The 13,650-nt window shown below is 65.0% G+C and carries 15 protein-coding genes; 9 read left to right on the top strand and 6 right to left on the bottom strand.

What is annotated here, in order from left to right:
• Position 1 precedes the first annotated feature (1 nt).
• Both tmk and mltG read right to left on the bottom strand, forming a co-directional pair.
• The gene (tmk, locus tag RTQ83_RS18195) at positions 2 to 628 is read right to left on the bottom strand and encodes a dTMP kinase (protein WP_312517496.1); all 627 of its coding nucleotides are present in this window, start codon (positions 626 to 628) and stop codon (positions 2 to 4) included.
• Positions 625 to 1,647 (bottom strand): endolytic transglycosylase MltG, encoded by a 1,023-nt coding sequence (gene mltG / locus RTQ83_RS18190; RefSeq protein WP_312517494.1) that lies wholly within the window; start codon positions 1,645 to 1,647, stop codon positions 625 to 627. The genes tmk and mltG overlap by 4 nt, the downstream gene beginning before the upstream one ends.
• Before the next feature lie 120 nt (positions 1,648 to 1,767).
• On the opposite strand from mltG, the gene RTQ83_RS18185 reads away from it, so the two are divergent.
• The 3 genes from RTQ83_RS18185 to RTQ83_RS18175 are packed head-to-tail and all read left to right on the top strand — an operon-like array spanning position 1,768 to position 3,886.
• Positions 1,768 to 2,841, top strand: a complete 1,074-nt coding sequence (locus tag RTQ83_RS18185) for a folate-binding protein (protein ID WP_312517491.1) — start codon at positions 1,768 to 1,770, stop codon at positions 2,839 to 2,841.
• Between the two features lie 2 nt (positions 2,842 to 2,843).
• Positions 2,844 to 3,134, top strand: coding sequence for a DUF4936 family protein (locus RTQ83_RS18180; protein WP_312517488.1), 291 nt, complete (start codon positions 2,844 to 2,846; stop codon positions 3,132 to 3,134).
• Positions 3,125 to 3,886, top strand: coding sequence for an NRDE family protein (locus RTQ83_RS18175; RefSeq protein ID WP_312517486.1), 762 nt, complete (start codon positions 3,125 to 3,127; stop codon positions 3,884 to 3,886). The genes RTQ83_RS18180 and RTQ83_RS18175 overlap by 10 nt, the downstream gene beginning before the upstream one ends.
• 69 nt (positions 3,887 to 3,955) lie before the next feature.
• Here RTQ83_RS18175 and RTQ83_RS18170 read toward each other — a convergent pair whose 3' ends face one another.
• The 3 genes from RTQ83_RS18170 to RTQ83_RS18160 form a co-directional block, all read right to left on the bottom strand.
• The gene (locus RTQ83_RS18170) at positions 3,956 to 4,864 is read right to left on the bottom strand and encodes an SDR family oxidoreductase (RefSeq protein WP_312517483.1); all 909 of its coding nucleotides are present in this window, start codon (positions 4,862 to 4,864) and stop codon (positions 3,956 to 3,958) included.
• A gap of 68 nt (positions 4,865 to 4,932) precedes the next feature.
• Positions 4,933 to 5,715, bottom strand: a complete 783-nt coding sequence (locus RTQ83_RS18165; protein WP_312517481.1) for an SDR family oxidoreductase — start codon at positions 5,713 to 5,715, stop codon at positions 4,933 to 4,935.
• 44 nt (positions 5,716 to 5,759) lie between these two features.
• On the bottom strand, positions 5,760 to 6,062 hold the full coding sequence (locus tag RTQ83_RS18160; RefSeq protein WP_312517479.1) for a Dabb family protein: 303 nt from the start codon (positions 6,060 to 6,062) through the stop codon (positions 5,760 to 5,762).
• 303 nt (positions 6,063 to 6,365) lie between these two features.
• Here RTQ83_RS18160 and RTQ83_RS18155 point away from each other — a divergent pair, with 303 nt between their 5' ends.
• Together RTQ83_RS18155 and RTQ83_RS18150 are read left to right on the top strand one after the other, a co-directional pair.
• Positions 6,366 to 8,066, top strand: a complete 1,701-nt coding sequence (locus tag RTQ83_RS18155) for an MFS transporter (RefSeq protein ID WP_312517476.1) — start codon at positions 6,366 to 6,368, stop codon at positions 8,064 to 8,066.
• Between the two features lie 199 nt (positions 8,067 to 8,265).
• Positions 8,266 to 8,877 (top strand): PEP-CTERM sorting domain-containing protein, encoded by a 612-nt coding sequence (locus tag RTQ83_RS18150; protein WP_312517474.1) that lies wholly within the window; start codon positions 8,266 to 8,268, stop codon positions 8,875 to 8,877.
• Between the two features lie 31 nt (positions 8,878 to 8,908).
• On the opposite strand, the gene RTQ83_RS18145 is transcribed toward RTQ83_RS18150, so the two are convergent.
• Positions 8,909 to 10,564: a 3-(methylthio)propionyl-CoA ligase gene (locus tag RTQ83_RS18145; RefSeq protein WP_312517471.1), complete on the bottom strand. Its 1,656-nt coding sequence runs from the start codon at positions 10,562 to 10,564 to the stop codon at positions 8,909 to 8,911.
• A 188-nt stretch (positions 10,565 to 10,752) separates the two neighbouring features.
• On the opposite strand from RTQ83_RS18145, the gene RTQ83_RS18140 reads away from it, so the two are divergent.
• From RTQ83_RS18140 to RTQ83_RS18125, 4 genes are read left to right on the top strand one after another with little or no spacing between them, the layout of a single operon-like run.
• Positions 10,753 to 12,276 carry a protein adenylyltransferase SelO gene (locus tag RTQ83_RS18140; RefSeq protein ID WP_409456126.1) on the top strand — a complete coding sequence of 508 codons (1,524 nt, stop codon included), beginning with the start codon at positions 10,753 to 10,755 and terminating at the stop codon, positions 12,274 to 12,276.
• 29 nt (positions 12,277 to 12,305) lie between these two features.
• A complete protein-coding gene (gene msrB, locus RTQ83_RS18135; RefSeq protein WP_312517468.1) occupies positions 12,306 to 12,701 on the top strand; it encodes a peptide-methionine (R)-S-oxide reductase MsrB in 396 nt (131 codons plus the stop codon).
• A gap of 13 nt (positions 12,702 to 12,714) precedes the next feature.
• Positions 12,715 to 13,347, top strand: coding sequence for a septation protein A (locus RTQ83_RS18130; RefSeq protein WP_312517465.1), 633 nt, complete (start codon positions 12,715 to 12,717; stop codon positions 13,345 to 13,347).
• A complete protein-coding gene (locus tag RTQ83_RS18125; protein ID WP_312517462.1) occupies positions 13,344 to 13,625 on the top strand; it encodes a BolA family protein in 282 nt (93 codons plus the stop codon). Before RTQ83_RS18130 ends, RTQ83_RS18125 begins: the two co-directional genes overlap by 4 nt.
• Positions 13,626 to 13,650 lie beyond the last annotated feature (25 nt).

The following is a 13,650-nucleotide window of genomic DNA, read 5'->3' as shown; positions in this document are numbered from 1 at the left end:
GTCACAGCAACTTCTCCAGCACGGGTTTCAGCTGGGCCTGGATCGCGTCGATCGATTGCGAGGAATCGACGATCACGATGCGCTCAGGGAATTGCTCGGCGCGGCGAAGGTATTCGGCGCGGCACTTGGCGAAGAAATCGGCCTGCTCGCGCTCGAATTTGTCCAGCGTGCGGGTGGCGTCCAGGCGCTCGCGCGCCACTTCGAGCGGCACGTCGAACAGCAGCGTCAGGTCGGGCTGCAGGTGCGGGTGCACCCAGGCTTCCAGCGCTTCCATCTTGGCGCGGTCAAGGCCGCGCCCGCCGCTCTGGTAAGCGAAACTGGCATCGGTAAACCGGTCGGACAGCACCCAGTTGCCTTGCGCCAGGTTCGGCGCGATCACCTGCGCGATGTGCTCGCGGCGGCTGGCGAACATCAGCAGCGCCTCGGTTTCCAGGTCCATCTTTTCGTGCAACAACAGGTCGCGCAGCTTTTCGCCCAGCGGCGTACCGCCTGGTTCGCGCGACGAGACCACGGTCTTGCCTTGTGCTTCGATGAAGGCCTCGACGAAGCCGACATGGGTCGATTTCCCGGCGCCGTCGATGCCTTCGAAGGTAATGAATTTGCCCTGCATGGTACTGCCTTGCGTCATTGTGCTCGTCCATTCATGACGCCGCTCGGGATGCCGCGCTGGTAGCGATTCACCGCGCGGTTATGGTCGAGCAGGTTATCCGAAAACTGGCTGGTGCCGTCGCCGCGCGCCACGAAGTACAGCGCCGGCGTGCTGGCCGGCTCGAGCGCCGCGTGCAGCGACTGCAGGCCCGGCAGCGCGATCGGCGTCGGTGGCAGGCCGCTGCGCGTATAAGTATTGTACGGAGTGTCGGTCAGCAGATCCTTCTTGCGGATCTGGCCGTCGAAACGCTCGCCCATGCCATAAATGACGGTCGGATCGGTCTGCAGCAGCATGCCGGTGCGCAGGCGGTTGACGAACACGCCGGCGATCATGTTGCGCTCGCTCTTCTGGCCGGTTTCCTTTTCCACGATCGAGGCCATGATCAGCGCGTCGTACGGCGATTTATACGGCAGCTCTTTATTGCGCTTTTCCCAGGCATCGTTCAGGTGGTTCAGCATGGCCTGGTGGGCACGCTTGTAGATCTCGAGTTCCGAGGTGCCGTTGAAGAACAGGTAGGTGTCCGGGAAGAACAGGCCTTCCGGATCCTTGTAGTCGGTCGAGATCTGAGCCATCAGCTCTGCGTCCGACAGTTTGAGGGTGTCGTGCTTCAGGCGCGTGTGGCCGGCGATCGCGGCGCGCATCTGCTTGAAGGTCCAGCCTTCGATGATGGTCACCGACTGCTGCGCGAACTCGCCTTTCACCAGCTGCGTGAGCAGGCGGCGCGGGCTGGTGCCGGGCTTCAGCTCATAGCTGCCGGCCTTGATGCGCGACGCGTCGCCCGTCAGGCGCGCCAGCAGCACGAACAGGTGCTGGTTCATGGGCACACCCGCGTCCACCATCTGCTGGGCTGCGGCGCCGACGCCGCTGCCGGGATTGACGTTGAATTCGACCCGCTGCTGGGGCGTGGGCAAGGGATTCTTGGACCACCAGGCGAAGCCGCCGGCCGCTGCAAATCCGGCGACGACGCCGGCAACCACGAGATTTTTTATCAGTGCCATGTAAGTATGTTGGTTGGTACGGGCTGGCCGGAGATTGCAGCGCCTCCGGCGCGATTTTCCCGACAACTCTATAATGAGCCCGTAATGATAAAGCCTAATTGCAAAACATTTCGGATTTTCATGAGTAACTGGACTGAACACCTCTCTGCGCACGGCGCACGCTTTCATATTGACGGGGCCGCCATAGGCCAGGCTGCGGAGGTCGAGGATTTCGGCCGTCCGCTGACGGTCGGCGATTTGACCCGCGGCTTCGTTGCCCCCGTGACCGACCAAGGCTTGACCGCCATCGCCGGCGAAGACGCGGCCAAATTCCTGCACAGCCAGCTGACCAACGACGTCGAGCACCTGGGCACGGCCGAGGCACGCTTCGCCGGCTTCTGCACGCCCAAGGGCCGCCTGCAGGCCAGCTTCCTGATGTGGCGCGACGACGAAGCCGTCTACCTGCAGCTGCCGCGCGCGATCCAGCCGCCGCTGCAGAAACGCCTGAGCATGTTCGTGATGCGATCCAAGGCCAAGCTGCGCGACGCCACCGACGAGGCGCCGTTCGCGGCCGTGCTCGGCCTGGGCGGCGCGGCGGCGCAGGCTGCACTGGCGGCGCATGTCGACACGCTGCCGGCAACGCCGATGAGCAAGACCCAGGGCGCCTTCGGCACCGTGCTGCGCCTGAACGATGCGTTCGGCGCACCGCGCTACCTGTGGCTGGCTTCGTTCGAAGCGGCCAGCGCCGCCCTGCCGGCACTCAAGGAAACGCTGGCGCTGGGCGGCAACCAGGCCTGGCATCTGGCCACGATCCACGCCGGCGAACCGCAGGTCAGCGCCGCGACCCAGGAACAGTTCGTGCCGCAGATGATCAACCTCGAACTGCTGGGCGGCGTCAATTTCAAGAAAGGCTGCTACCCGGGCCAGGAAATCGTCGCCCGCACCAAGTACCTCGGCAAGATCAAGCGCCGCGCCACCCTGGTCAGCATCGACAACGCCGCCGCCCGCGCCGGCGACGAAGTGTTTTCCAGCGCCGACCCGGACCAGCCGTGCGGCATGGTGGTCAATGCCGCGCCGAACGGTGCCGGTGGCGCCGACGCGCTGGTCGAGATCAAGCTCGCCGCCCTGGACGAATCGGTCCACCTCGGTTCGAGCGCCGGCGCCCGGCTGGAGTTCCTGCCGATGCCGTACAGCCTTGATCCAATCGACGATTGACGATGATCGACCTGTACGTCTATTACAAGGTACGCAGCCAGGACGCGTCGCGCCTGGCGCCGCTGGTGCGCGCCATGCAGGAACGCGTCGCCGCGCATGACGGCGTGCGCGGCCAGCTGAAACGCCGTCCCGAAGAAAAGGACGGCGTGCAGACCTGGATGGAAATCTATCCCGGCGTGGACGATGGCTTTGCCGACCTGCTGGCGCGCGCCGCCTCGGAAGCGGGCTTCGAAGGCCTGATCGACGGTCCGCGCCGCGCCGAAATCTTTACGGACCTGCCGCCATGTGCCTGATCGTCTTCGCATGGCACGTCCTGCCGGGCATGCCCGTCATCGCCGCGGCCAACCGCGACGAATTCTACGACCGCCCCGCCACCCCGGCCGGTCCCTGGCTTGATGCGCCGCACGTGATCGCAGGGCGCGATCTGCAGGGCGGTGGCAGCTGGATGGGGGTGTCGCTGGTCGGGTGCAACGGACCGCGCTTCGCCGCTCTGACCAATATCCGCGCGCCTGAGGAACGGCGTCTCGATGCGCCGTCGCGCGGGGCGCTGGTGGCCGACTTCCTGCGCGAGGACGTGACTGCGCCGGACTACCTGCGCCGCATCGTCGAACACGGCGACGTCTACAACGGCTACAACCTGGTGCTGGGCGATGGCGAATCGCTGTACTGGTATTCGAACCGGGGCGGCGCCGATCCGCGCAACGGCCAGCCGCTGGAGCGCGGCCGCATCTACGGCATTTCCAATGGCCTGCTCGACGCGCCGTGGCCGAAGGTGCTGCGTACCAAGGCGCAGTTCGCGAGCCTGCTGTGCCAGGGAGCGCCGGAAGACGCCTATTTCGAAATGCTGGCCGATACCACGCGCGCGCCGGACGTGCGTTTGCCGGAGACCGGGATGCCGATCGAGGTGGAGCGGATGCTGTCGCCGGTGTGTATCGAGACGCCGGGGTATGGGACGCGGACGTCGACGGTGGTCAAGTTGTACAAGGGGATGGAACCGGAGCTGCATGAGCGGGTGGTACAGCCTGGAGTGGTCGAAGCGCAATAACTGCGGGCATGCCGGCAGCCGATCGTCCGAACACGACCGGCCTTTCGACCAAGCCTCCGCGCCCGCCGGCTAGCGCCGCCCCTTCATCCCGGCTTTCAGGATCTCCTTCAAATGCGGCATCGCCGCATACGGATCCACCGGCTGCTTGCCCTGCACCAGCGCATCGACCCGTTCCTTCACCGCCCCCAGCGCCTGCGGATGCGAAAACACCCAGAAGCGTCCTTCGCGGATCGCATCGAAGGTCAGTGCCGCCACCTCCTGGGCCGACACCTTGCCCGACCCGACCGCCTTCTCGGTCAGCGCCTGCGCCGCCAGCTGGCTCGCGGTCATGATGGCATCGGTGCGCAGTTCGTCCGGCCGGTGCTTGTGCGAATGCGCGATCTGGGTCGGAATGAAATACGGGCACAGTACCGAGGTCCCGATCGGCGCATCGACCAGCTTCAGGTCGTGGTACAGGGTCTCGCTCAGCGCTACCACGGCGCTCTTGGACGCATTATAGATCCCCAGTGCCGGCGCATTCATCAGTCCCGCCATCGAGGCCGTGTTCACGATCCAGCCGCGATACCCCGGATCGGCCGCCGCGCATTCGAGCATCACCTGGGTGAACGTGCGCACGCCATTGGCAACGCCGATCACGTTCACACCCAGCACCCACTCCCAGTCCTCGCACGAGTTCTCCCACACCAGCCCGCCCGCGCCAACCCCGGCGTTGTTGAACACCAGGTGCACCGCGCCGAAACGCGCCATCGCCGAGTCGGCCAGCTCCTGCACGTGCGCGCCCTTGCGCACGTCGCACACCATCGCCAGCACCTCGGCGCCGCGATGCTGCAGCTCGTCGGTGAAGTGCTCGAGCAGTTTTCTCTGCACGTCGCCCAGCACCAGCTTCATGCCCAGGCTGGCCGCCAGGTTGGCGAACTCGCGGCCCATGCCGCTGGCGGCCCCGGTGATGACCGCCACCTTTCCGTGAAACTCGTCCATCGTCTTCGCCCTCATGTTCTACGTTGGCACCGGCCAGGCCGCTCGACCTGCGATGGACGGGCGGCGGCTCACACCGCCGTCACCCCGCCATCCACGGCCAGCGTCTGCCCGGTGATGTGCTTGCCGGCGTCGGAGGCGAACAGCACCACCGCGCCCTTCAGGTCCTCGTCGTCGCCAAGCCGGTTCAGAGGCGCCGCGTGCGCCAGGTTGTCGGCGCCGTAGGTCGCCAGCACCGACCGGGTCATCTTCGACGGGAAGAAGCCGGGGGCGATCGAATTGACCGTGATCCCGTACCGGCCCCATTCACCAGCAAGTGTTCTGGTGAAATTTACCACTGCGCCCTTGGATGTGTTGTACGCCAGAGTCTGCATGGCGTCGGGCGGATTGCCCGAGAGGCCGGCGATCGACGAGATATTGATGATGCGCCCGTAGCGGCGCGGGATCATCGAGCGCTTGCCGACCGCCTGCGACACCAGGAAGATCGAGCGCACGTTCAGGTTCATCACCTTGTCCCACGCCTCCAACGGATAATCCTCGGCCGGCGCGCCCCAGGTGGCGCCGGCGTTATTGAGCAGGATGTCGACCCGGCCCAGATGCAGCAACGCGGCGTCCACGAAGGCATGCGCCTGGTCGGCCTCGGACAGGTCGGCGGCGATGCCTTCGGCGTCGATGCCCTGCTCGCGCAGGCGCGCCACGGTCGCTTCCAGCTCATCTTCCTTGCGCGAGGCCAGCACCAGGCGCGCGCCCTGCTCGCCCAGCGCCTGCGCCATCTGCAGGCCGAGCCCGCGCGAGCCGCCGGTGACGATCGCCGTCTTGCCGGCCAGAGAAAACAGTTCCTGGGTGGTGCGCATGCGGTCTCCTTATTGGTTTGATGGCGCTCAAGCGCCGTTGGGGATCACACCTCGTAGTCCATGCACTGGCGTGCTTCGCGGATGGCGCCGATGAAGGGCACCAGTGCCTGGTGCGTCGGATGCTGGGCGTAAGCCTGCAAGGCGGCGCGGTCGGCGAATTCCGAATAGAGCACCACGTCGTAGGTCGCTTCCAGATCCGGCTGGGCGATCGTGACTTCGAACACATGGATGCCGGGCACGATGTGGGCGCATTCGTCGAGCCGGCGCTTCATTTCGCGCGCGTTGGCGGCGCGGTCGGCGCCCTCGGCCTGCTCCTTGAGCTTCCACATCACGATGTGCTTGATCATCGATACTCCTGAAAAATTGCTTGTTGTTGAAGAGAGTGGCCGGCAGCATGCCGGCACGGCAAACAGCATACGCCCGCCGCACCGTTTCGTGAAGAATCCGACAAGTCATCTTGCAGCTTGCATAGGACGAGCCTGCCGAATGAGCGAGACAATGTCCGACACGGAGGCGAGCGTGTCATGAAGTCATGCGTAAGGCATGAGTAAGCTTGGCGCAAGAATCGCGTAAGGTTCGCGGCGCACAGTCAATACGCCGACCGACAGTCGGCACTCCCGGCAACACAAAAAATCGATACGGAGACACCCATGGCTATCACACCCGGCATGACCGCCGGAGGACAGGCAGCTCCCTCCTCCGCCGGACTCACCAAGGAAGAACGGAAAGTCATCGCCGCTTCTTCCCTCGGCACCGTTTTTGAGTGGTACGATTTCTACCTGTACGGCTCGCTCGCCACCATCATCGCCAAGCAGTTCTTCATCGGCGACCCCAGCACCACCTTCATCTTCGCCCTGATGGCCTTCGCGGCCGGCTTCATCGTGCGTCCGTTCGGCGCGCTGGTGTTCGGCCGCCTGGGCGACATGATCGGCCGAAAATATACCTTCCTGGTCACGATCCTGATCATGGGCGCCTCGACCTTCCTGGTCGGCGTCTTGCCCAGCCACGCCCAGATCGGCATCGCGGCGCCGATCATCCTGGTCACGCTGCGCATCCTGCAGGGCCTGGCGCTGGGCGGGGAATACGGCGGCGCCGCCACCTACGTGGCCGAGCACGCGCCGCACGGCAAGCGCGGCCTGTTCACGTCCTTCATCCAGACCACCGCCACCATCGGCCTGTTCCTGTCGATCCTGGTCATCCTCGGCACCCGCACGCTGGTGGGCGAAGAGGAATTCCAGGCCTGGGGCTGGCGCATTCCGTTCCTGATCTCGGTGATCCTGCTCGGGATTTCGGTCTGGATCCGGATGTCGATGAGCGAGTCGCCGGCCTTCGCCAAGATGAAGGCCGAGGGCAAGACCTCCAAGGCGCCGCTGTCGGAAGCCTTCCTGAAACCGAAGAACGCCAAGATCGCCCTGCTGGCCTTGATCGGCCTGACCATGGGCCAGGCGGTGGTGTGGTACACCGGCCAGTTCTACGCCCTGTTCTTCCTGACCAAGACACTCAAGATCGACGAGCCGACCGCGAACGTGCTGATCGCATTGGCGCTGCTGCTGGCGACGCCGTTCTTCATTATCTTCGGCGCCCTGTCGGACCGGATCGGCCGCAAGTGGATCATCCTGGGCGGCTGCATGATCGCCGCGCTGACCTACTTCCCGATCTTCAAGGCGATCACCCACTACGGCAACCCGGCGCTGGAAGCGGCGATCCGCAGCGCCCCGGTGGTGGTGGTGGCCGATCCGGCGACCTGCTCGTTCCAGGTGGACGCCACCGGCACCAAGAAATTCCCGTCCTCGTGCGACATCGCCACCCGCATGCTGACGGCGGCCTCGGTCAGCTACAACCGGATCGACGCGCCGAGCGGCACGGTGGCCACGATCAAGATCGGCGAGACCCAGTTCCAGTCGTTCAATGCGGTCATGACGCCGGACAACCTGAACTTCGACGACGCCTCCAAGGCGCGCGAAGCGGCGCTCAAGAAGGAAGTCACGGGTTCGCTGAAGGCGGCCGGCTATCCGGAGAAGGCCGATCCGGCGGCGATCAACAAACCGATGCTGGTGCTGCTGCTGTTCGTGCTGGTGCTGTATGTGACCATGGTGTACGGTCCGATCGCGGCCATGCTGGTCGAGATGTTCCCGACCCGCATCCGCTACACCTCGATGTCGCTGCCGTATCACATCGGTAACGGCTGGTTCGGCGGCCTGCTGCCGACCACGGCGTTTGCCCTGGTGGCGTTCAAGGGCGACATTTATTACGGGCTGTGGTATCCGATCGTGATCGCGGTGATCACCTTCGTCATCGGCGCATTGTTCGTCCGCGAGACCAAGGACAACAATATCTACGCTCACGACTGACGGGCGCGGGCACCGCTCGACAAATGCCGCTGGCGACAGCGGCATTTTTTTTGCCTGACGCCGGGCGCCTTCCAGTCATGCATGGCTGCAACGGCGAACCGCAACTGTCGCGCTCGCGATACGCGCGTATTTGCACCGCATGAGCTCGCCTGATAACGTGAGGCCTCCTTAATAGTCACCAATACTCACAGGAGCCATCATGCGACTCAAACTCGTCTTCGCCGCAGCCTGCCTCGCCCTGTCCGCCTCCAGCCAGGCCTCCCTGCTCAACAACGGCGGCGCCGAACTCGGCACGCTGGAGGGCTGGACCGTGGGCGGCGTGTCCAGTCCGCGCATCGACGACGGCAGTGAAGATCCGGGCATCGACCCGCGCACCGGCTCCTATATGTTCTTCGGCGGGCGCGGCCTGTTCGGTTCGCTGAGCCAGAACGTGCTGCTGCCGGGCTATGGCCAGGCGCGTCAGGTGCGCCTGTCGTTCTGGGAGCAAGGTCTGGACCAGGATAACCCGAGCGACCAGGGCTATGTATCGCTGACCTGGCGCGGCATCGACGGCAGCGTCATCGGCAGCGTCCTGAGCCCGAGCATCGATTCGCACGACGGCATCTGGACCAACTTCAGCAGCGTGTACGCGGTACCGGTTTCAGCCTTCTCGGTCGACTACACCATGCACTTCGTGCGCAATTTTGGCCGTGACCTGGATGCCTTCTTCGACGACAACGAACTGGCGATGGTCCCGGAACCGGGCTCGATCGCGATGCTGGGCCTGGGCGCGCTGGCGCTGGCCGGCGTACGCCGCCGCCGTCGCGGCTGAACCACGCGCAGCAGCCGGCCGCCGGCCGCGTTCAGGCGGTCGGCAGCCGGTAGTCCTGGTAGGCGTCGCGCAGCTTGTTCTTCTGGATCTTGCCGGTGCCGCCGACCGGCAAGGCATCGGTGAACACGACATCGTCCGGTATCCACCACTTGGCGACCTTGCCGCTGAAGAACGCCAGCAATTCCTCGCGCGTCACTTCCTGGATGCCGGGCCGGCGCACCACCACCAGCAGCGGCCGCTCGGCCCACTTCGGATGCTGCACCCCGATGCAGGCCGCCTGCAGCACGCCCGGGTGCGACATCGCCACGTTCTCCAGGTCGATCGAGCCGATCCACTCGCCACCGGACTTGATCACGTCCTTGCTGCGGTCGGTGATGTGCAGGTAGCCGTCAGGATCGATGGTGGCCACGTCGCCGGTCGGGAACCAGCCATCCTGCAGCACTTCACCTCCTTCGTCGCGGAAGTAGCCCGACACTACCCATGGTCCCTTGACCAGCAGATGGCCATAGGTCGTGCCGTCCCACGCCAGTTCGGTGCCGTCGTCGTCGACGATCTTCATGTCCACGCCATAGATTGCATGGCCCTGCTTGCGCAGCACGGCGCGCCGCTCATCCGGACTTAGCGCATCGTGTCTGGCCATCAGGGTGCAGGCGGTGCCGAGCGGCGACATCTCGGTCATGCCCCAGGCATGCACCACTTCCACGCCGAAACGGTCGATCAGCGTATCCATCATCGCCGGCGGACAGGCCGAGCCGCCGATTACGGTGCGGCGGAAGCTCGAGAAGCGCAAGTCGTTCTGCACCACGTGATTCAAGAGCCCCAGCCACACGGTCGGCACCCCGGCCGAGAACGTGACCTTTTCCGCTTCGAACAGTTCGTACAGCGACTTGCCGTCCAGCGCCGGCCCCGGGAACACCATCTTGGCGCCCGACAGCGGCACCGAATACGGCAGGCCCCAGGCCATCACGTGGAACATCGGCACCACCGGCAGCACCACGTCGTGCGCCGAGACGTTGAGCGCATTCGGCATGCTCGATGCATACGCATGCAGCACGGTCGAGCGGTGCGAGTACAGCGCGCCCTTCGGATTGCCGGTGGTGCCCGAGGTGTAGCACAGCGCCGCCGCCGAGCGTTCGTCGAACTGCGGCCAGGCGTAGTCGGGCGAGGCCGCCTCGACCAGTTCCTCGTAGCACAGCAGCAGCGGGATGCCGCTCTCGCGCGGCATCTGCGCGCGGCCGCACAGGGCGATGTAGCCCTTGACCGTCTTGCAGTGGCGCGCCATCGCTTCGATCGCCGGCAGGAAGGTCAGGTCGAAGAACAGGTATTCGTCGTTGGCGTGGTTGACGATGTAGGCGATCTGCTCCGGGTGCAGGCGCGGATTGATGGTGTGCAGCACCGCGCCCGAGCCGGACACGCCGTAGTACAGTTCCATGTGGCGGTAGCCGTTCCAGGCCAGGGTGGCGACGCGGTCGCCCATCGCCACGCCCAAGTTGCCGAGCGCCGAGGCCAGCTGGCGCGAACGGCGCGCGCAGTCGCGGTAGGTGTAGCGGTGCAGGTCGCCCTCAACCCGGCGCGAGACGATCTCGGTGTCGCCATAGTGGCGTGCGGCGAATTCGATGATGGTCGAGATCAGCAGCGGCTGATCCATCATCTGGCCCATCAGGGGGCTCATCGGCAAATCGGTCATTGGCGCTCCCGTGAACAGATTGGCAACATGATGGAAAGTGTCGTGCCGCCGGCGCCGGCGCGTCAACGCTTTTCGATGATGCACTGCATCAAGCGCATGCCGTGCCCGCATGCGGGCGCGTTACCGGATGTAACGCCGGTCCGCATTGCAGTGGTGCGCGAATAGAATCAGGCTGGTGCGGTAAAATCGTGCCCAGATGCTGTCCTGACTCACTCACCGACTTCACCGCAACGGGAACTGCCATTACTGCTGACGACCTGCCCCTGAACAATTCGTTCGCCGAATTGCCGCCGGCGTTTTACACGCGCCTGATGCCGACGCCGCTGCCGTCGCCCCATTTCATCGCGGCCAGCAGCCCTGCCGCCGCCCTGCTCGGGCTGGATGCGGCCGATCTCGCACGTCCCGACTTCGTCGAACTGTTCACCGGCAACAAGGTGGCGCCACGCTCGCAGCCGCTGTCGGCCGTGTATTCGGGCCACCAGTTCGGCGTCTGGGCCGGCCAGCTGGGCGATGGCCGCGCCATCACGCTCGGCGACCTGGCTACCGCCAGCGGTCCGATGGAACTGCAACTCAAGGGCGCCGGCCGTACCCCGTATTCGCGCATGGGCGACGGCCGCGCCGTACTGCGCTCGTCGATCCGCGAATTCCTGTGCTCGGAAGCGATGGCCGCACTCGGCATCCCGACCACGCGCGCCCTGATGGTCACCGGCTCGCCGCAGCAAGTCGCGCGCGAGACCATGGAAACCACCGCCGTGGTCACGCGCATGGCGCCGACCTTTGTCCGCTTCGGCTCGTTCGAGCATTGGGAGTCGCGCGGCCAACGCGACGAACTGCGCCTGCTGGCCGACTACGTGATCCGCACCTTCTATCCCGAACTGCAGGGCGCCGACAATCCGTACAAGGAATTGCTGGCCGAAGTCACGCGCCGCACCGCGCGCATGATCGCGCATTGGCAGGCGGTCGGCTTCATGCACGGCGTGATGAACACCGACAATATGTCGATCCTGGGCCTGACCCTCGACTACGGCCCGTTCGGCTTCATGGAAGCATTCGACGCCAACCACATCTGCAACCACACCGACAGCCGCGGGCGCTACTCGTACGCGAACCAGGTGCCGGTCGGCCACTGGAACTGCTATGCGCTCGGCAATGCCCTGCTACCCTTGATCGGCGAGCCGGAAACCGCCGAGGAAGCACTCGACGTCTACCGCCCCGAGTTCGGGCGCCAGCTCGACACCCTGCTGCACGCCAAGCTCGGCCTGAATGAAACGCGCGAAGAAGACGCTGGCCTGTTCGACGCCATGTTCGGCCTGCTGCAGGCCAACCATGCCGACTTCACGCTGTTCTTCCGCCGCCTGGGCGAACTCAGGCTCGACGACGCCGGCCCTGCCGCCGACGCGCCGCTACGCGACCTGTTCATCGACCGCGCAGCGTTTGATGCCTGGGCCGCGACCTACCGCACCCGGCTGCGCAGCGAAAACAGCGTCGACGCCAGCCGGCGCGCGGCCATGGCACGCGTCAATCCCAAGTACGTCCTGCGCAACTATCTGGCGCAGACCGCAATCGAACAGGCACAGAACGGCGACTTCGGCGGCGTGCAGCGCCTGCTCGCGGTGCTCGAGCGCCCGTTCGACGAACAGCCAGAAAATGAATCGTACGCGGCCCTGCCGCCCGACTGGGCAGCCCATCTCGAAGTGAGCTGCTCTTCCTGATTGACAGGTTTTACCCGAGAAAGAGAATCATGACCGACAAAGTGACCAAGCTTGATGCCGAATGGCGCGCCCAGCTCGACCCGATGGAATACCAGGTGACGCGCCACGCCGCCACCGAACGCGCCTTCACCGGCAAATTCTGGGACCACCACGAGCATGGCATCTACCATTGCGTCTGCTGCGACACCCCCCTGTTCGAATCGGACGCCAAGTTCGAGTCCGGCTGCGGCTGGCCCAGCTACTTCCGCGCGCTGGACCCGGAAAACGTCATCGAAAAGACAGACCGCACCCACGGCATGATCCGCACCGAGATCATCTGCGCCGTCTGCGACGCCCACCTCGGCCACGTGTTCCCGGACGGCCCGCCGCCGACCGGCCTGCGCTATTGCATCAACTCGGCCGCGATGCGCTTCGAGCCGAAGTAAGGGTCACACTTAGATGAAATTCCTGTTCGACTTTTTCCCGGTCCTGCTGTTCTTCGGCGTCTATAAATACGGCGACAACAACCAGGACTGGGCGCACCGCATGGCCGTCGAGTTCCTCGGCTTCATGACGGCGGGCGGCGCGGTACCGGCTTCGCAATCGGCGATCCTCTTGGCCACGGCGGCGGCGATCGTCGCCACCGCGCTGCAGATCGGCTATTTGCTGGTGCGCGGCCGCAAGATCGACACCATGCTGTGGCTGTCGCTGGGCGTGATCCTGGTCGCCGGCGGCGCCACCATCTATTTCCATGACGAGACCTTCATCAAGTGGAAGCCGACCATCCTGTACTGGGCCTTCGCCGCGGTACTGTTGGTAGCCCAGGTGTTCTACCGCAAGAACCTGATGCGCTCGGTCATGGAAGCGCACATGAACCTGCCCGATCCGGTGTGGAACCGGGTCGGCTACGTCTGGATCCTGTTCTTCGTGGCCATGGGCCTGCTGAACCTGCTGATGGCCTTCGTGGTGTTCCGTACCGATACCAGCGCCTGGGTCAGCTTCAAGCTGTTCGGCTTTACCGGCATCTTCTTCGCCTTCACCATGATCCAGGCGATGATGCTCTCTAAATACATCAAGGAGGAAGACGCATGACCACCAATGACCGCACCGAGCGCCTGCGCGCCCTGATCGAGGCCGAACTGGCCCCCACTTCGCTCGAGATCATCGACGACTCGCACCTGCACGCCGGACACGCCGGCGCGGCCTCCGGCGGCAGCCATTACACGGTCAAAATCGTGTCATCCAGGTTCGAAGGACTCAAGCTGGTCATGCGTCATCGTCTTGTGTATGATGCCGTGCACGACATGATCAACAAGTCGGAAGTCCACGCCCTGGCCATCAACGCGGTGGCGCCTTCCGAGCTGCCTTGAGCGGCGTCGCCGTCGTCCCAAGCCA

Origin of the sequence: Massilia sp. (assembly GCF_031995545.1) — a bacterium.
Classification (GTDB): Bacteria; Pseudomonadota; Gammaproteobacteria; order Burkholderiales; family Burkholderiaceae_D; genus Telluria.
Note: the sequence above shows the minus strand (reverse complement) of the source record. Positions and strands in the feature narration are given on the sequence as shown.